Source organism: Sphingomonas sp. FG14 (assembly GCF_057809675.1).
The window spans coordinates 1-18,186 of record NZ_JBMDKK010000020.1 but is presented as its reverse complement, the minus strand read 5'-3'; the positions used below and the strand labels follow the sequence as shown (position 1 = coordinate 18,186).

Below are 18,186 nucleotides of genomic sequence, written 5' to 3'. Positions count from 1 at the left end.
GCACATTGCCTTCTTTTCGTTTTAGGAAGCGCTGCCCTAAGCGACAGAAGCCAGAGCTTTGACAATGCGGCATTCCGCGATGGAGCCGACCATGTATCTTGATCCTATCGGTGCAGACACGCGATGATGGCGGTCACGACGGCGGTGGTTTCCGCGACGTCGCGCACCCTCACTGTGTCGAGGCCGATTTCAGCAGCGGGATAGTCATTCCCACCGGGGAATATCGCATCCCCAATGAACAGCATCCCGTCGAGCGGGACACCGCTCTCGGCACTCAGGCGCTTCAGGCCATAGCCCTTGTCGATCCCTGCTCTGGTCACGTCGATCGATGTCGTGCCACCGAGATTGATCGAGAGCTCCGGCAGCTTCGCGCGCAACGTGGCCTGCAACGCGGTCCTCTTCTTTCGGTCAGGATCCCACGCTTCCTTTTCCTTCAGCGGCGCTGCCTGCCCCAGGCCCGAAAAGGTGATCTGGCTGCCCCGGTCCTCGATCCGTTCGCCCCAGATACGTTCGTCGGCGAGACCGGCATCGGTCAGCGCCTGATCGAAGGCCGTGCGGATCTTCGCCTTCTCCGCGTCGTCGAACAGTTCGGCATAGACCGCGCGCCAAGCGCCATTGATGAACCGATAGAGTTTCGTGCCTGTGGTCGGCATCAACCAGAGACGGTCGAGCGCGACGCCGGCAGGAAGGCGCGAGGCGATCTGCTTTTCGAACTGCGGCCAGTCCCCGCCCGAGATCACCGCCACATCCGTGATGGCGAGCAATCGGGCGAGGATTGCGGCCATATCCTCCGATAACGGCCGCTTGCTCTCGGCAAGCGTGCCGTCGAGGTCGAAGGCGATCAGCCACTTCATGCCGCCTTCCCTGCCGGATCGCGGTAGGCGAGCAGCCTGAGCGCATTGATGACGACGAGCAGCGTCGATCCCTCATGAACCGCCACCGCTGGCCCAATGCCGAGGCCGAGGATGGTAGCAGGCACCAGGAAGGCGACGACACCCAGGCTGACGAAGACGTTCTGCCGGATGATTCCACGGGTATGGCGGCTAAGACCGACTGCGAATGGCAGGTGCGCCAGATCGTCGGCCATCAGCGCCACGTCGGCTGTCTCCAGCGCAACGTCCGACCCCGCCGCGCCCATCGCGATGCCGACCGTGGCGCTTGCCATCGCCGGCGCATCGTTCACGCCGTCGCCCACCATCGCGACCTTGTCTTCGCCGGCGAGCTTCTTGATCGCGGCAACCTTGTCTTCGGGCATGAGGTCGCCCCACGCTTCGTCGATCCCGACTTCGTCGGCGATCGCTTCGGCGACTTTCTGGTGATCGCCGGAGATCATTATCATCCGCGACACGCCCATCTCGTGCAGCCGACGCAACGCGGTCTTGGCAGCTTCGCGAGGCGTGTCCATCAGGCCGATCGCGCCCAGGTCGCGGTCCCCCTTGCGGACCACCATTGTCGTGCGGCCGTTCTCGCGCAGCTTCGCGATTGCGTCCTGCGCGCCCTGCCCCAGCGCCGGAATGCCCTCACTTCCGAACATCTCGGCCTTGCCGATCCACACCGTCTCGCCATCCACGCTCGCGGTGACGCCCCGACCGGTCAGGCTCTTGAGGTCGCCGGCAGTCGGCACGGCACGATCGTTCAGACGTTCGCGGCCGTCCTTGACGATCGCTTGGGCCAGGGGATGGTCGCTCAACGCTTCGACGGCGACAGCCAGCGCCAGCAACTCGCCTTCATCGGCGCCATCGACGGGCACGACATCAGTGATGCGCGGACGACCTTCGGTCAGCGTGCCCGTCTTGTCGAAAGCGATCGCTTTGAGCGACCCGAGGTTTTCGAGCGGTGCACCGCCCTTCACGAGCACGCCGCCCCGCGCTGCACGGGCAACGCCCGACAGGACCGCGCTCGGCGTTGCGATCGCGAGCGCGCACGGGCTTGCCGCCACCAGCACCGCCATCGCGCGATAGAAGCTGTCGCGGAACGGCTCGTCGACGACCACCCATGCGAACAGCAGGAGCACTGACAGGACCAGGACGGCGGGCACGAAGATCCGTTCGAACCGGTCGGTGAAGCGCTGCGTCGGCGACTTCTGCGTCTCCGCTTCGCTCACCATCTTCACGACCTTGGCAAGCGCGCTTTCATTGGAACGGCGTGTCACCTCGATCTCGATCGCGCCGCCGCCGTTGATCGTACCAGCAAAAACCCGGCTTTCCGCGTCGACTGCATCGGGCTTGGCGCGTGCCGCTGCGGCATCTGCGACCGGCACCTTGTCGACCGGGATGCTTTCACCCGTGACCGGGGCCTGGTTGATCGCGCTGGTGCCCTTGATGACGAAGCCGTCGGCAGGCAGGCGCTCGTTCGGGCGGACGATGGCAATGTCCCCGACGACCATCTGCTCGACCGGGATTTCGCTGGTCTGCCCGCCGCGTCGCACGGTCGCGGTTTCGGGCGCGAGCTTCGCCAGCGCCTCGATCGCCTTCTTGGCGCGGCCCATTGCATAATGCTCAAGCGCATGGCCGAGGCTGAACAGGAACAGCAGCAGCGCACCTTCGGCCCATGCGCCCAGCGCAGCGGCGCCGGCCGCAGCGACCAACATCAGCGTGTCGATCTCGAACTTCTTCATCCGGAGGTTGTCGATCGCCTCGCGCAGCGTGAAGAATCCGCCGAAGAAATAGGCTGCGATATAGCAGGCGGTCGGCAGCCATTCGGGCGCGCCAGCGACCAGCCTCTCGATCGCGTAGCCGATCCCCAGCAGCGCGCCACAGGCGAGCGCGAAGATCAGCTCGGTATTGGGGCCGAGAAATTCGGCGTGGCTATGGTCGTGGCCATCGCCGGGGCCGTGCTTCTCTTCGCCCGCGCCGTGGCCCCCGGGGCCGTGGTCGTGGCCGGCATGTTCATCGGCAGCGACCCGCTTGCCCACCCTCACCTTCAGCTTGCGAAGCGCAGCGCGCACCTCCTCTTCGGTGGTTTCGCGGCGATCATATTCGACCCGGACAGACCCGCTGGTGCTGGCGCTTGCCTGGACCACGCCGGGCAAGGCGCACAGCGCATCGCTGACCGTGCGCGCCCGACGTTCGTGGTTGATCCCCGTCACCTGCCAGATCGCATGGCCGTAGCGCTCGGTGATTTCGGCACCTGCGGCGCGCACCATTTCGCGCAACCGTGGCAGCGGCAGCTTGGCGGCATCGAAATGGATGCACAGCGCCGCTGGCGTGTTGCCGTCGAGACAGATCACATGCGCCCGCTCGACACCTTCGCGCTTTGACAGGGTTGATACGAGACGGTCCAGGCAGGCATCGGCCGCGTCAGGAAGGTCCGGCAACAACACTGGAATGTCGAGTTCGAGCTTGTCGTTCATGACGACCTCCTTTCGCTTTTCTTGGTTTCGGCGCGCGCGTCGCGCAGGATTTCGACACCGCCCTTGATGGCGATGATGGCGGTGGCGAAGCCGACCAGCAGGTCCGGCCAATTGGTACCCAACCACAGCACCAGCACGCCGGCGATCAGGATGCCGCCGTTGGAAATGAAGTCGTTGAAGCTGAAGGTGGTTGCGGCCCGGAGATTGACGTCCGGATCCTTGAGGCGCTGGAGCAGCCGCAGGCAGAGGTAATTCACGACGCCGGCGATCGCGGACATGACCATCATGGTAGGTCCGATGGGCTCGCTGCCCTGCACGTAGCGCCGTCCGACATCGATCAAGATGCCGCCCGCGAAGATCAGCAGCATGACGCCCGAAGCGACCGCGGCGCGTGTCTTCCATGTCTGGCCCCGGGTGAGCGCCACAAGGCTCAGCGCATACACAGCCGTATCGGACAGGTTGTCGACGCCGTTGGCGATCAGCGCGCTCGAGTCCGCGAAGAAGCCGGAAACGAAGAAGCCCGCAGCGATCGCCGCGTTCAGCAGCAGGACGATCCACAGTGTGCGGCGCTCCTGCCCGCCATTGTTGTCGTTGCCCGGGATCATCCCATCATCTCCTCAAGTGTCAGCAGGGCCAGGAAGCCGACGAAAAACATCGAGCTGATGAGCGGGGTGTCGGGTTTCTCGTGCGCCTCGACCAGCAACTCCTCCGTGACGAGGTAGAGCAGCGCCATCAGCCCGAAGCTGAGGAAGCCGGCGATCATCACCGGCGACAGCGCGGCGACCGGCACGGCAGCGAGCGCGCCGATCGGCAGCAGCAGGGCCAATGCCGAGACGATCACGATGATGCGCAAGCGCGAGCGATAGGTTTCCGCCAGCTCGTCGGTCAGCGTCAGTCCCAGAAATAACACTTCCAGAGTGAGCGCGATCGTCAGCAGGAGACCTGCCTTCTCGCCCGCCACGAAAGCGAGGCCGAGCACCAGGCCGTCCACCAGAATGTCGATGCCGATCGCGGCGAGTAGCGCCATCGGCCCCTTGAAGCGGGCCTCAAGAGCCTTGAGCCCCAGCATGGTCGCGACGCCCGCCGCCCCGCCGATCAACGTCGCGCTGGGCGATGCCTCATGCTTGACCTGCGGCAGGATTTCGGTCGCTGCCGCCGCGAACACGACGCCGGCAGCGAGATGCTGTAGGCCCGCCACGAGGCCAGGTTTCAACTTGGTGCGGCTCGCGACAATCGCGCCGAGCACGACCGCCAGCACAGGCGCAAGCGTATAGAGCAGTGCCTGCATTTCCTAGGACTCCTCCGGGGTTCGGTGGCAGACGCGGATCTTCCCGCGTCGCGTGAACGCGATCGATCCGCCCGCCACGACAGCCCGCGAATGGTCGCCGCGAAACTCGTCACCGGTTCGCTGCGCGCGCAGGATCTCGGTCCTGCCCTTCGGCAGCCAGGTGACGGCCATTTTCAAGCCTTCATCGATGAAGTCGACATCGGCGCGTGTGCCGTCGTCGCAGTACATGATGCGCTGCGCGATTAGTTTCGACGTCAGATGCTTTTCATGCGCCGGCTCGGTAGGCTGGGTCGGCGCTGGATTACACGCCCCTATAACCGCCCCGGAGACGAGAACGACGCCGAGGCGCGCGATCGCCAGACCGGCCCGATTCAGGCCGCACAAGGTTGTCACATTTGAAATCGACGTGTCAGACATCGGTCTCTTCCGACGAAGCGCCCTGTGGCGTTCGAAGGCAGGGCAGTTCATCGCGTGCCTTCCTGCTCGCAGATCCGGGTACGGCCATCGCCTTCCACGATGGTGAGCTGCGACCCCTTGAAGGTCGCGGTGGCTGTTTCGCCGACATATTGCAGGCCCTGCGCTGGCGCGGTCAGCATCATCGGCGGTCCCCCGTTGGAGCGCCGCAAATCGATCTGCAGGCCGTTGTCCTTGTAATCGACGAACAGCGGTTCCCCGTCGGAACAGCGATATCTATGCCGCCCCATTTCCCCGGTCGTCACGGCGCTGTCGGACGAATGGATCTGCTGCTCCGTTGGCGGGGCTGGCGGCTTTCTTTCCGAGCACGCCGCGAGCCCGACAACGAGGATGACGGCGGGCAGCACCCGCTTACAGTGCATCATCATCGCGCCTTCCTCCTGTAGCGGAAGGGGACGCGCTGACGATTGATAGCCCGGGCAGGCTGACCTACCCGCCAGCGGAGATAGGTTGCGAGGCGATCGTCAGATTCGACCATCAGGGATCGCAGGCGGCGCAACATCATCGCCGCGAACGGCAGGGAGAGCGCCCCGCGCAGCGTGCAGCTATGCGTTAGCCTGGTGCCGCCATCGTCCCCCGCCAGCTCGTACCGCTCTTCGAGCGTGAACAGATAGGGGATGCCGCAGGACCAAGCGAAGGCGTGCGGTTTATCGAATCGATCAATCCGTGCTGGCGTCCGAATTGGCCGGGTGATGCCCTGGATCGCAAAGGTGCATTCTGTGTCGCCGAGCCGGGACGGATCATCGAGAAATACGAGCGGACTCCACGCCCGGCGATGATCCGGATCGGTGAGTGCCGACCAGATGCGCAGTGGCCCGCCGTGAAGCATCGAGCTGGTTATGGTGCGAGGCATATCCCCATCTCCCAGAGATGGGCGGGGCGATCGCGGATCGCCCCGCCCATCCATCAGGCCAAGTTGTTCACGAAGGTCTGACCGTGGTCGTCCCCTTCATGCTCCTCATTGTAGTGCTCGGGTTTCTCGATCACTTTCTGCCCGAACCGGGCATAGAGTGTCGGCAGCACGAACAGCGTAAGAAGCGTCGCCGAGATCAGACCGCCGATGACGACCGTCGCCAAAGGCTTTTGAACCTCTGCGCCGGCGCCTTCGCCCAGCGCCATCGGCACGAAGCCGAGGCTGGCGACTAGCGCGGTCATGATGACGGGTCGCAGACGCTGCATCGCGCCAACATGCGCGGCTTCCTCGCGGCTCATCCCTGATCGGATCAGATCTTGGATCGAGCTGACCATGACGAGGCCGTTGAGGACCGCGATGCCCGAGAGGGCGATGAAGCCCACTGCCGCCGAGATCGAGAAGTCCATGCCCCGCAGGAACAGCAACAGGACGCCGCCCACCAGCGCGAAAGGCACGCCGGTGAACACGATCGCGGCGTCGCGGACCGATCCCAACGCCCCGTAGAGGAGCAGCAGGATCAAGATGAAGCAAGCCGGAATGACCAGCTTCAGCCGTTCGCTTGCCGATTGGAGGTTCTCGAACTGGCCGCCCCATTCGAGATAGGTGCCGGCAGGCAGCCGGAGTTGGCTGCCGATCGCCGCCTGCGCATCCGCCACGACGGATCCGACGTCGCGGCCACGCACGTTGGCTTGCACCACCACGCGCCGCTTGCCGTTCTCGCGGCTGATCTGGTTCGGACCATCGACCACCTTGATCTCGGCGACGCTGGACAGCGGTACATAGCCGCCGCCTGCCACCGGCACCTGCACCTGTTGGAGCAGGCCGATGTCGGCACGCTGCGCCTCCGACAGGCGGATCACCACGGGGAAGCGACGGTCGCCCTCGAAGATCTGGCCCGATGTTCGCCCGCCGATCGTCGCAGTCACGGTGTCCTGCACATCCTGAGCCGTAACGCCCAACCGCGCCATCGCGTCGCGGTTGACGCGAATGTCGAGCATGGGAAGACCGGTCGTCTGCTCCACCTTCACGTCCGCTGCGCCTTGCGTTCTGCGCAGCACCGCCGCGATTTGCTCGGCCGTCCGGTTCATCTGGTTGAAGTCGTCCCCGAACACCTTCACCGCGATGTCGCCGCGCACGCCGGCGATCAGCTCGTTGAAGCGCATCTGGATGGGCTGGGTGATCTCGTAGGCATTTCCCGGAATCTTCGCGAGATTACCCTCGATCCGGCTGACCAGCTCCTCCTTGGGAAGCTCAGGATCCGGCCAATCCTTGCGCGGCTTCAGGATGACGAACATGTCGGTCGCGTTCGGCGGCATCGGGTCGGCCGCCAGCTCGGCGGTGCCCGTCTTGGAATAGACGAATTGCACCTCCGGCTGCTTCGACATCATCCGCTCGATCGGCACCTGCATCGCCTGGCTCTGCTGGACCGACGTTGCCGGAATGCGGAGCGACTGGATCAGCAAATCGCCTTCGTCGAGCTGCGGCAGGAACACCGAGCCGAGCGTAGTGAAAGCAAGCGCCGCCACCACAAGGCTTCCCACACCCGCACCGATCGTCAGCGTCGGGCGCTTCATGGCCCGGTCGAGACCGGGTTCGTAGCGCTTCTTCAGCCACGTGATGATGCGGCCGTCCTTCTCCTCGACCTTCTTCGACAGCCAGATCGCAATCATCGCCGGCACGAAGGTGAGAGAGAGGATGAAGGCGAAGGCGAGCGCGATGATGACGGTCAGCGCCATCGGTCCGAACGTTTTACCCTCCACGCCGGTCAGCGTGAGCAGCGGTACGTAGACGAGGATGATGATTGCCTGCCCGTACACAGAGGGACGGATCATCTCACGCGCAGCGGCTGCCACGGTCGCGAGCCGTTCCTTGACGCTGAGCAATCGGCCTTCATGATGCTGTTGCTCGGCAAGCCGGCGCAGCGCGTTTTCGACAATGATGACGGCGCCGTCGACGATCAGACCGAAGTCCAAAGCCCCAAGGCTCATCAGATTGGCCGAGACCCCAGCGCGCAGCATACCAAAGCCTGTCAGCATCATGGTGATCGGGATGACCAACGCCGCGATCAGGGCCGCACGGAAGTTGCCGAGCAGCAGGAAGAGCACGACGATGACCAGCACCGCGCCTTCGGACAGGTTTTTCGCGACCGTCTTGATCGTCGAATTGACCAGCTCGGTGCGGTTCAGCACCGGCTGAATTACGACGTCAGGAGGCAGCGAAGCGTTGATCGTCTTCAGTTTCTCAGCGACCGCGGTCGACACGATGCGGCTGTTCTCGCCGATCCGCATGATCGCCGTGCCGACGACGACTTCGGTACCGTTCTCCGATGCCGAACCCATGCGGATCGCCTGACCCGTCTTCACAGTCGCAACTTGTTCGACCGTGATCGGCACGCCGTTACGTGTCGCGATCACGGTCCTGGCCAACTCGCTGGCATTGCGAACGAGCGCATCCGAGCGAACAGCCAGACCTTCGCCATTGCGATTGACGAAGCCACCGCCGACGCTGGTGTTATTGCGCTCCAGCGCATTTCCCAGGTCCGTCAGCGTGATGCCGAGCGAGGCCAGCTTCTGCACGTCGGGCACGACGAGGAACTGCTTGGCGTAACCGCCAATCGAGTCGACACCGGCGAGGCCCGGTGTGGTCTTCAGAAGCGGCGTCACGATCCAGTCCTGCGCGGTGCGCAGGTAGGTCGCCTTGTCCTCTTCGGTCGTCAGTCGCTCGCCCTCTGGCGTGATGTAGCTGCCATCGGGCTGTTGGCCCGGTTCACCGGGCTTGTGCTTGTCGTCCTCGCGATGATCGAGACGAACGGTGTACATGTACACCTCGCCCAGGCCTGTCGCGATCGGACCCATTTCAGGGTTCACGCCGTCGGGCAGATTCTCTTGCACGCCCCGCAGACGCTCGCCCACCTGCTGGCGGGCGAAATAGATGTCCGTCGCGTCCGAAAAGACCGCCGTGATCTGCGCGAAGCCGTTGCGGCTCAACGAGCGCGTATATTCCAGGCCGGGGGTGCCGGCGAGCGCGGTTTCGATTGGAAACGACACCTGCTTCTCGACCAGCTCGGGCGAGAGGGCAGGCGCGCGGACGTTGATCTGGACCTGATTGTTGGTGATGTCCGGCACCGCGTCGATCGGTAGCCGGTAGAGGGAAAAGGCGCCGATGGCGGCGACGATGACGGTGAGGAGCAGGACTAGCCAGCGCTTCTCGACCGCCCAGGTTACGATACGGGCGATCATGGCTTAATCCTCGTGGCTCGCTTCGCCCTTGCCGATCTCGGCCTTGAGCGTGAAACTTCCGGTGGTGGCGATCTGTTCGTTGCCGGTCAGGCCCGACCGGACGATCACCGTGTCGCCCGACGCATCGCCGAGCTGGACCGGGGTCGCCTTGAAGCCGGTGGGCGTGCGCACGAACACGACCGACTTGCCCTCGAAACTCTGGACCGCCGTCGTCGGCACGCGGACCGCCCCGCTCCCGCCGCTGCCCGTGAGCTGCACGGCTGCCGTCACAGGCTCGCCGACCCGCCATTCGCCACCGCGATTGTCGAGGGTGGCGAGCGCAGGCACGAGCCGCGTCTGCGGATCAAGCGCCGGCGACACGAAGGTCACGCGGGCGGTCGCCTGACGGCCTGCCGCCTTCACCAGCACCGTATTGCCGGGACGCACCCGGCCCGCATCCTCGGGCTTGAGATTAAGCGCGATCGACACCTGGCTCAGGTTGGCGATGCGATAGAGTTCGGCATCCGCCGCGACCGTTTGTCCCAGCGTCACGGGGCGCGCAATGATCTGGCCCGAGATCGGCGCGGCAATGCCGAGCCGGTTGAGCCCGCCGCCGCCGACACCCGCCGCCGAAACCATGCTCTGCGCCTGCGTCAGGGCGATCCGCGCCTCCGTCGCCGCTGTGCGGGCGGCGATCAGATCCTGTTCAGGGGAGACTCTCTGCGCGAACAGCCGCTGTTCGCGCGCGAGGTTCGAATTAGCGAGCTGAAGCCGCGCCCGCGCCGCCTCGACCTCGCCCTTGATCTGCGCCGCCTCGCGGCTTTCGATGACCGCAATGGTCTGGCCGCGTCCGACCGATTGGCCGAGGTTACGGGTGAGCGCGACCACGCGTCCCGCAATTGCGGCCGAGACGACCTGCGTTCCCTGTGGGTCGCCCTCGATGATCGCGGGCAGCTCGATCGTCCCGGCCCCGCCGATGATCGGCCGTCCGACCTGGACGCCCGCTGTGGCGATCTGGTCGGCACCCAATGTGACGACGCCTTCACCGGCATGACCGCCTTCAGCACCGCCCTTTTCCGTGCCCGCTGCCGTCTCATTGGCAGCTGCGCCTTCGGCAGTTGCCTCGTTTCCGCCATCCTTGCCGCCGCAGGCAGCCAAGAGCAGGGCGAGCGACGCCGCGCCCGCGAGATAAAAGCTCTTCATCACTGATTCCCCCCATTGGGCGCACGAGCGGTCAGTCGCTCCACTTGCGCGCGGGCATTCTGGTAATTGGCAAGCGCGTCGATCGCGGCGACCCGCGTTTCGGCGAGCGTGCGTTCAGCATCGAGCAATTCGAGCTGGCCGAACTTGCCCTCGCGATAGCCGATCCGCGCGATGCGGGCGGCCTCCTGTGCAGCCGCCAGCGCCGGCCCCGACGCCGCACGAGCCGTCGTTGCGGCATTGGCCGCCTGCGCCTGCGCGTCCGTGATCGCCTGTTCGATGTCGAGCGCGGTCACGCGGCGCTGCGCATCCGCCTGGGTCCGCTGCGCGGTCGCCTGCGCAATCGCGGCGCGACCATTGTTGAACACCGGGATCGGGATCGACACGCTGAACACCGCCGCCATGTCGTTGGTCGCTTCCAGGCGGCGGATCGACGGCCCGACGTTCAGGTCAGGCACGCGATTGGCGCGCGCGAGCCGCACGCCGGCTTCGGCAATGGAGAAATCCGCGTTGGCTGCCGCCAGCGCGAGTGTGCCGGTCGTGTTGACCGGTGCCAACGGCCCATAGACGTTCACATCGGGAAGGCGATCGAGCAGCGTGTCATCGAGCAGGCCGTCGATCGGCCGTCCGATCCGACGCGCCAGATTGGCGCGGGCCGCCTCGGCCAAGCGAAGCTGCCGCTCCACATTGGCGTCGGCATTGATACGCGCGACATCCGCGCGCTGTTGCTCGAGTGGCGATGCCCGCCCTGCCTGCACGCGAACGCTCGCGGCCCGCAGCGCATCGCTGGCGATCCGGGCCTGATCGCGGGCTGTCATTACCCGGCGATCGGCCGCGACCGCTTCGACATAGAGCTGCGTTACCTGAAGCCGGACATCCGCCGCGATGATCGCGGCCTGGATCTCGGCCCGGGACAATTGCGCATTGGCGACCGCGACGCGGGCGCCGCGCTTGCCGCCTAGCTCGATCGGGATCGCAAAGCCGACCGTGGTTTCCGCGCTGCGGACCCCCCGATACGGCCCGGAGCCGATGACATTCTCGACTTGGCCTTGAACCACCGGATTGGGCCGCAAGCCGGCGACTGTGCGACCTGCACGGGCCGCGTCGATTCCAGCTGTCGCCGCTTCCGCAGCAGGGGCCGAACCGCCCGCTGCACTGACCGCTTGGTCAAGCGTGTAGACCGGCGCATCCTGCGCAACAGGCGCGGACGGTCCGACCTGCGCCTGCGCCATCGTGGCGCAAGACGCTGCGGCCAGCATGGCCGCGAGGATACGATTCATGAAAATAGGACTCCTGACGATGATCGACAGGGGCGCGCCAACGCACGCCCAAATCGGACGTCAGGCTTGGGGGGGCCTCAAATGGACCATGCCGGTGCGGCCGTCGAGCGACGCAGAGGCGGAGATTGTCGGCTTGGGCACTGTGAGGACGGGGGTATATTCCATCGTCGTGCGCGCAGGCGCGCCGACGTCGTGTCCGTGACAATAATTGTGATGATGCGGGACATTCTTGTCCGAGTCCGATGGCACCTGATCGATGTCACCGGCGGTATGGACCGTGAACTCAACGCCCGCGATGCTTCCCCCCGCCAGATCGGCGGCATGGGCCATGCCGGAGAAGCTGGTCAGGACCAGCATCAGGCATGTCAGGAAAGGCAAAAAGGCTCGCACTAGCTTGCCTCTATCACGGAAGGGTTTTCATGTCATTGCACTAATTCGAACCAAGGGTCACTGAGCCGGAACCCGAGCGGGATCGGTCGCGCCCGTTCCAGGCGAACCCGACCGCAATGGCGACCGCCATCAGGAGTTGCGCCAGCACCGATTGCCAAGTGGGAAACACGCCGAGCATCGACAGCCGTGGCACGTCCGCGAGCGGTGCGATGTTGATAAGGCCGGCTTCCTGGAGCGCGGCGACGCCTTTACCCGCCAGCACGACGGTCAGGACCGCCATGAGCCAGGAGCTATAGCGGAAGAACTGCGCGATCGGCAGCTTGCGACTGTAGCGAAGCATGGCCCAAGCGATCAGGCTGAGCAGTCCAATCGCCGACCCGGCCCCCGCGAGAAGCATCCCGTTGTCACCTTGCGCCGAAAGCGCGGCATAGAACAGGATCGTCTCGAAGACCTCGCGATAAACTACGACGAACGCCAGCCCGAACAGGAACCAGCCCGACCCGCCCGAGAGCGCCCGCGACATCTTCTCGCGAATATAGCGCTGCCACTGATCGGCCTGCGCCTTGCCGTGCATCCAAATCCCGACCGAGAGCAGCACGACCGCGGCGAACAGCGAGCCAAACCCTTCCGTCAGCTCCCGGCTCGCACCGCTGATCCCGATCGCATAGGTGGCGACCGCCCAGGTGATCCCGCCCGCGATGATCGCGCTGACCCAGCCGCCATGCACGTACCGCAGCGCCTCGCCGCGCTCGGCTTTACGCAGGAACGCGATCATGGCGACAACGATGAGCAGGGCTTCGAGCCCTTCACGCAGCAGGATCGTGAACGCGCCCAGGAACGTGGACGCTTCGGTGGCGGCATCAGGCGCGAGCGCCGCTTCCGCATCGTCGAAAAGGCCGCCCAGTACTGCGACCTTCTCCGCGAGATCATCGGGCGACGCGCCCCGGTCGATCGAGGCGCGGAACTCCCCCATCGCGCCCTCGATTCGACCCATCAGCGTCGCGTCGCGCGCGGTGAGTGTTGGCTCGATCGGCTCGAACCCATCGAGATAGGCCGACAGCGCCAGCTCTTTCGCCATGCGCGCATCGCCGCGCCGCGCAGCCGCCACGCTTTCGGCGAGTTTGGCGCGGGCGACCGCGAGCGAGCCGGGAGCCTGTTGTATCACCTGTTCGGGATGACGACGCAGGAACGCGAGCACTGGGTCAGCCTTGGCGTCGCCGATCGCCGCGCCGAGCGCGGCCGGGGTGAGCGCGACCAGGGTTTTCAGGTCCGGAATGCGCCGGCGAAGGGTCGGGTCGGATTTCCAAAGCCGCTCGCCTTCGCGCGCCTGCGCATCCGTGAAGGCGAAGCTCCCGGCTCGGAATGCTAACGCCCAGCGCTGATCGTTGGGCAGATCGGCGAAGCTCTGCATCGCGGTCCCGTCGATGCCTTGCGTCACCACCTGATAGAGCGCGAACACGCTGCGCTGGCGCGCGCGCTCGGCATCGGTGAAAGCAATCGGGGGCGTAGCGAGCTTGGCGGCGTCAGGGCCACGGCCGTTGCCCGTCATCCCGTGGCAGGACGCGCAGGATTGTCGGAACAGTGCATCGCTGGAGACGAGGTTCGGAGCCTTATCGGGCGCGAGCGGCACCGGGTAGGCGCGCAACAGATCGGCCGCGAGCCCGTGCGCCAATGTTGCCACCTGTTCAGTCGGTCCCTTTTCCGCGATCACCGCCTGGAGGTTGGCAGCCCGCTGGATGAGGGCTTGACGCTCCGGCTTCGCCGGCAGGCCCTGAAGCCGTGTCGAGACCGACGCGGCGAACTCCGTCATCTCGGCATATTCCGACGTGCTCTTGATCCGACCGTTGGCGACCGCGCCGCCATAATCGACGGCCATATAGTCGAGCAGCCGCCATGCGGTTTGCACGTCGCCGGGTTCGGCGATTGCCGCAGCAGGGATCAGCAGCGCCGCGAGCGCGGAGAGCAGCCGCAACGAGAGCATTGCCCGGATCAACGCGAGCAGACGCACTACCGCTCTCCCAATTCGCGCCGAGCGCCAGTGACGATTTCATAAGCGGAGTGGAGGAACAGGAGGGCGATGAGGCCGGCGACGGCGAGGTCCGGCCAGGCGCTTCCTGTCCACGCCACCAGACCGGCCGCGGCGATCACCGCCACGTTGGCGAGCGCGTCGTTGCGGCTGAACAGCCAGATCGCGCGAACATTGGCGTCCCCTTCCCGGAAACGCGCAAGCACCAAGGCGGACACGACATTGATCGCGAGCGCGACAACGCCGATTGTGCCCATCAGTTCGGCATCGGGCGCGGTTGCGTTCAGGGCGCGCCAAATCGCGAAACCGATTACGCCCACGCCAAGCGCACCGAGAAACAACCCCTGCGTCAGCGCGACCTTTGCCCTCGCCCGTGCGGACCAGGCAAGCGCGAGAAGACCGATAAGGCTGATCGACCCGTCCCCGAGAAAATCGAGGGAATCCGCTTTCAGCGCTTGGCTATCGGCGATGAACCCGCCGAACAGCTCGGCGACTCCGAAGCCGAGGTTGAGCACCACGACGGTCAGCAGCGCACGGCGATAGGCCGGATCGGTTTGCGCGCGCGCGGGCTCCCCGTGGCACCCGCAGCTTTCGGTAGAAGCATTCATGCGGCCTTCCTTACCACCTCCAGTCGCTGTAGAAGCAAGCGAAATGTGCGACACGTTCGCATAAGCAAGGATGGCATGATGAAGCCGGTGATGATTGGGCAGCTCGCCAGCGAGACCTCGACGAAGGTGACGACGATCCGCTTTTATGAGTCGATCGGGTTGCTCCGATCCGCCCCTCGCACGGCGTCGGGTCGCAGAACCTACGATGCCAGTGACATTGAGCGTTTGCACTTCATCCGCAACGGTCGCCGGCTTGGCTTCTCCGTCGACGAGATCCGTTCGTTGATGGGGCTGGCGCAGAACCCGGACCAGGATTGTGGTGCCGCCTCAGCTATCGCTGCTCAGCACCTCAAGGATGTGGAGGAGAGACTGGCGCAACTCGCGGTGTTGCGGGATGAGTTGGCAATGCTCAGCCAGAGCTGCACCAAGGCGCGCATGGCCGATTGTCGGATCATGAAGGCGATCGGCAAAGGCCACCCTCAAGCCGATCAATAATAATCGGCCAGCCTGAGCTCGCGCACATCACCCGAGGCCATCGTCAGCTTTACGAGGGTGCCAGCAGGCCGGGAGCGCACTTGCCAGAGCTCCCCACGCGTATAGTTCGCATCGATCGAATGGCCGTTCACCGCCACGATCCGGTCGCCGACCGCCCAGCCAGCCTTTTCCGCGGGACTGTTCGCCGCCACATGAACAACGGTGAGCGCCGTTGGTGAGGCTGCGAGGCCAAGGCCGCTACGGTCCTTCAGCATCGGCAGGCGACGACGAGGACCGAGTGGCCGGAGCCACACGAATCCGGCGGTCACGTCGAACACCACGTCGAATTGAGCGATCAGCGGTAGGCCGACATTGCCAACCGTGCTGGTGGAGAGCCAAGCTCTCATCCCGAGTGTGGGGACGTTCGAGACGCCAAGCCCTTCGATGTTGATGTTCTGGATCGTGAAAGCATCGTTGATACGCACACCATCGACGCCGCCGATCGCCGCGGTCGAGACGAGCTTCCCGTTCAACAGCCCTTGATCGCGGGCATAGGCCGACGAGAGCATCAGCGCGGCCGAGCTGCCAAGATCGATCATCAAGGGCACGGGAGGCAAACCCGAGACGGAAGCTCGAATGAACAGCTCCTGCTTGGCACCGCGCCCGAGCGCGACAGCGCGCCAGTCGGGACCGGCGAGAAACGTGCCTGACTTGACGACCGCCATACGCCTTTTCGCGAAATCGAGCGCGATGCAGCTACCCGTGAACATATCGGCACCGAGGAGGATATCGATCGGTCGTCCGAAGGCCGCCGACACTGAACTCAGATCACCAACGACGGCAAAGGGTAAGCGACGGGTTTCGCGGGCGAGCTGTACGTCGATGTCGCGGACCAGCAGCACCGGGGCCTTGGCGCTCAGCCCGCTAATCATGCGCCGCTCACCATCGTTCAAGCCGAGCTTCGCCGCGAGCGCCGTGCTCATGATCGACGCGCCGCTGCCACTGTCGAGCACCGCCCGCACCGGCACTCCGCGCACTTGTGCCGAAACAAGGAGGGTATCACCCGTGCCGACTTCCAGCGGCTCCCATTCGAGGTGAGCCGCACCGAAGTTCCACGAGCCCGCAGACCGGGAAGTCTGTCGCGCGAGCGTTGGAGAACCGAGCACCAAGCCGGTTCCACAGGCCACCAGCCGCGCCACTAATGAGCGTCGAGACATACCGATTGCTTCAACACGGGCCGTCAAAAAGCCACCTCCAGCCCCCCGTCCGCAGGAGAGCAAATTGCGGTTACATGCTCCAGCCACTGGAGGAGCAAGTGCTTTTGGTGCGCCCGAAAATCCTCAGAAGCGCTTGGAGAACTTTAGATGAAGGATGGTGCAGACCGCTTAGATGCCTTCCCGATAACGAACGGTTCCGGGGGACGCTGGGCCGATCGGGACCGCGAACGGTGTAAACGCTCGCGCTAAGTGGCGGCATTCTGATCGCGCTATTTGTCGGCGAGCGTCGCTACGCGGCTACCGGCTTGGTCTCGGCCGATCGCACATAGGCGTAGAGTTTTGGCTTGGAGATGCCGAGCATCGAGCAAATCTTGGCGATCGGCATCGTGTTCTCGTGGTAGAGCCTGACGGGCAGGTCGCGCTTGTCCTTGCCGAGTGCGGCCGGCCGGCCACCCTTCTTGCCGCGAGCGCGGGCTGCGGTGAGACCGGCCTGGGTCCGCTCGCGGATCAGGTTGCGCTCGAACTCCGCCAATGCCCCGAACAGGTGGAAGGTAAGCTTGCCCGACGTGGTGGTCGTGTCGATCGCCTCGTGCAGGCTCAGCAGCCCGACCTTTTCCTCGTCGAGGTAGGTCATCCATCCGATCAGATCACGGAGCGAGCGGCCGAGCCTGTCGAGGCGCCAGACCACCAGTGTGTCGCCGGCGCGAAGCAGCTCCTTCACCTTTTCCAATCCAGGGCGAGCGGCAGTCGCCCCGGAGGCCTTGTCGGTGATGACCTTCTCGCAGCCGGCAGCCTTCAGCGCATCACGCTGGAGGTCCAGGTTCTGCTCGGCGGTCGATACGCGGGCGTAACCGATTTTCATGCGTAGGGCCGGTGGCGCCCCGATCGGGCGCGGTTTGGGAAGAAAGTCGTCATCGGCAGGTCTATGTTGCCCTAGTTTTCTTTACCGGGTAGATTTACGTCGAACAGGCCGGTTTGGCAACGCGAGCGGACTCGCATGGCGATGGGCAGGCAAATCTCCGTTTTCCTTACCTGCGACACGGACCGTCGGCGGTGACGCATCCGGCGCTTGTCCCGCCGCTGGCGATCGAGCGCTACCGCGTCCTTGAACCGCACCTCGCCGATGGCATCCCGCTCGCGGACCTCGCCCGCACCGGCACGCTGAGCGAGCGGACGTTGCAGCGCTGGCTCGGGCGCTACCGTGCCGAAGGACTTGCCGGTCTCGCGCGTCTGCCGCGCAACGATCGGGGCAGGCTGCACCTGCCGGAACATCTGGTCGAACTGACCCGCACTCTCGCCACCAAGCGCCCGCGACCCCCGGTCGCCGCCATTCACCGAAAGGTGCAGGAACTCGCCATCGCGCATGGACACCGAACCCCCAGCTATGCGGCCGTCGCGCGTGTCGTCAGGGCGATACCGGCAAGCCAGATCGCCGCAGCCTCCGATCCGGCCGTCTACCGCGACCAGCACGAGCTAGTGCATCGGCGCGAAGCCGCGACCTCGAACGAGATGTGGCAGGCCGATCATACCGTTCTCGACATTCTCGTGCTCGATGATGCCGGAACCCCGGTGCGTCCTTGGCTGACCGTCATCGTTGACGATCACAGCCGAGCCATCGCCGGTTACTTCCTCAGCCTCGATGCCCCCAGTGCCCTCAACACGGCGCTCGCCTTGCGGCAGGCGATCTGGCGCAAGCCCAATCCCGAATGGATCGTCAGCGGCATTCCCGAACAGCTTTACGTCGAC

At 65.1% G+C, this 18,186-nt stretch carries 17 protein-coding genes; 2 read left to right on the top strand and 15 right to left on the bottom strand.

The genetic code is table 11. The annotated features are described in order from the left end of the window. Positions 1-104: 104 nt before the first annotated feature. From ACODTA_RS26455 to ACODTA_RS26395, 13 genes are all read right to left on the bottom strand, one after another. A complete protein-coding gene (locus ACODTA_RS26455) occupies positions 105-854 on the bottom strand; it encodes an HAD-IIB family hydrolase (protein ID WP_004212890.1) in 750 nt (249 codons plus the stop codon). After that, complete coding sequence (locus tag ACODTA_RS26450; RefSeq protein ID WP_004212886.1) at positions 851-3,352, bottom strand: heavy metal translocating P-type ATPase; 2,502 nt, start codon at positions 3,350-3,352, stop codon at positions 851-853. The genes ACODTA_RS26455 and ACODTA_RS26450 overlap by 4 nt, the downstream gene beginning before the upstream one ends. Then, complete coding sequence (locus tag ACODTA_RS26445) at positions 3,349-3,957, bottom strand: cation efflux transmembrane domain-containing protein (protein WP_004212885.1); 609 nt, start codon at positions 3,955-3,957, stop codon at positions 3,349-3,351. The genes ACODTA_RS26450 and ACODTA_RS26445 overlap by 4 nt, the downstream gene beginning before the upstream one ends. After that, positions 3,954-4,640, bottom strand: a complete 687-nt coding sequence (locus tag ACODTA_RS26440; protein ID WP_004212882.1) for a ZIP family metal transporter — start codon at positions 4,638-4,640, stop codon at positions 3,954-3,956. Before ACODTA_RS26440 ends, ACODTA_RS26445 begins: the two co-directional genes overlap by 4 nt. A 3-nt stretch (positions 4,641-4,643) precedes the next feature. After that, positions 4,644-5,057: a hypothetical protein gene (locus tag ACODTA_RS26435; RefSeq protein WP_017183574.1), complete on the bottom strand. Its 414-nt coding sequence runs from the start codon at positions 5,055-5,057 to the stop codon at positions 4,644-4,646. Positions 5,058-5,104: 47 nt separating this feature from the next. Beyond that, positions 5,105-5,482 carry a hypothetical protein gene (locus tag ACODTA_RS26430; RefSeq protein ID WP_021238674.1) on the bottom strand — a complete coding sequence of 126 codons (378 nt, stop codon included), beginning with the start codon at positions 5,480-5,482 and terminating at the stop codon, positions 5,105-5,107. Beyond that, a complete protein-coding gene (locus ACODTA_RS26425) occupies positions 5,479-5,967 on the bottom strand; it encodes an SRPBCC domain-containing protein (RefSeq protein WP_004212879.1) in 489 nt (162 codons plus the stop codon). Before ACODTA_RS26425 ends, ACODTA_RS26430 begins: the two co-directional genes overlap by 4 nt. A gap of 53 nt (positions 5,968-6,020) precedes the next feature. Further along, positions 6,021-9,266 carry an efflux RND transporter permease subunit gene (locus ACODTA_RS26420; protein ID WP_004212878.1) on the bottom strand — a complete coding sequence of 1,082 codons (3,246 nt, stop codon included), beginning with the start codon at positions 9,264-9,266 and terminating at the stop codon, positions 6,021-6,023. Between the two features lie 3 nt (positions 9,267-9,269). Next, complete coding sequence (locus ACODTA_RS26415) at positions 9,270-10,448, bottom strand: efflux RND transporter periplasmic adaptor subunit (RefSeq protein WP_004212877.1); 1,179 nt, start codon at positions 10,446-10,448, stop codon at positions 9,270-9,272. Then, positions 10,448-11,725, bottom strand: coding sequence for a TolC family protein (locus ACODTA_RS26410; protein WP_013039111.1), 1,278 nt, complete (start codon positions 11,723-11,725; stop codon positions 10,448-10,450). Before ACODTA_RS26410 ends, ACODTA_RS26415 begins: the two co-directional genes overlap by 1 nt. Before the next feature lie 60 nt (positions 11,726-11,785). Continuing rightward, positions 11,786-12,082, bottom strand: a complete 297-nt coding sequence (locus ACODTA_RS26405) for a hypothetical protein (protein WP_007406840.1) — start codon at positions 12,080-12,082, stop codon at positions 11,786-11,788. 73 nt (positions 12,083-12,155) lie between these two features. Then, entirely contained in the window at positions 12,156-14,123 is a 1,968-nt protein-coding gene (locus ACODTA_RS26400; protein WP_004212871.1) for a cytochrome c/FTR1 family iron permease, read from the bottom strand. Further along, positions 14,123-14,749 (bottom strand): cation efflux transmembrane domain-containing protein, encoded by a 627-nt coding sequence (locus ACODTA_RS26395; protein ID WP_004212870.1) that lies wholly within the window; start codon positions 14,747-14,749, stop codon positions 14,123-14,125. Before ACODTA_RS26395 ends, ACODTA_RS26400 begins: the two co-directional genes overlap by 1 nt. 78 nt (positions 14,750-14,827) lie before the next feature. On the opposite strand from ACODTA_RS26395, the gene ACODTA_RS26390 reads away from it, so the two are divergent. Next, entirely contained in the window at positions 14,828-15,244 is a 417-nt protein-coding gene (locus tag ACODTA_RS26390) for a MerR family transcriptional regulator (RefSeq protein WP_004212867.1), read from the top strand. On the opposite strand, the gene ACODTA_RS26385 is transcribed toward ACODTA_RS26390, so the two are convergent. Then, a complete protein-coding gene (locus ACODTA_RS26385) occupies positions 15,238-16,440 on the bottom strand; it encodes an aspartyl protease family protein (RefSeq protein WP_013039112.1) in 1,203 nt (400 codons plus the stop codon). The genes ACODTA_RS26390 and ACODTA_RS26385 overlap by 7 nt on opposite strands. Before the next feature lie 289 nt (positions 16,441-16,729). Next, positions 16,730-17,302: a recombinase family protein gene (locus ACODTA_RS26380; RefSeq protein ID WP_009824027.1), complete on the bottom strand. Its 573-nt coding sequence runs from the start codon at positions 17,300-17,302 to the stop codon at positions 16,730-16,732. A gap of 191 nt (positions 17,303-17,493) precedes the next feature. Here ACODTA_RS26380 and ACODTA_RS26375 point away from each other — a divergent pair. Then, a partial coding sequence (locus ACODTA_RS26375; protein WP_489070197.1) for a helix-turn-helix domain-containing protein occupies positions 17,494-18,186 on the top strand: 693 nt, incomplete at its 3' end.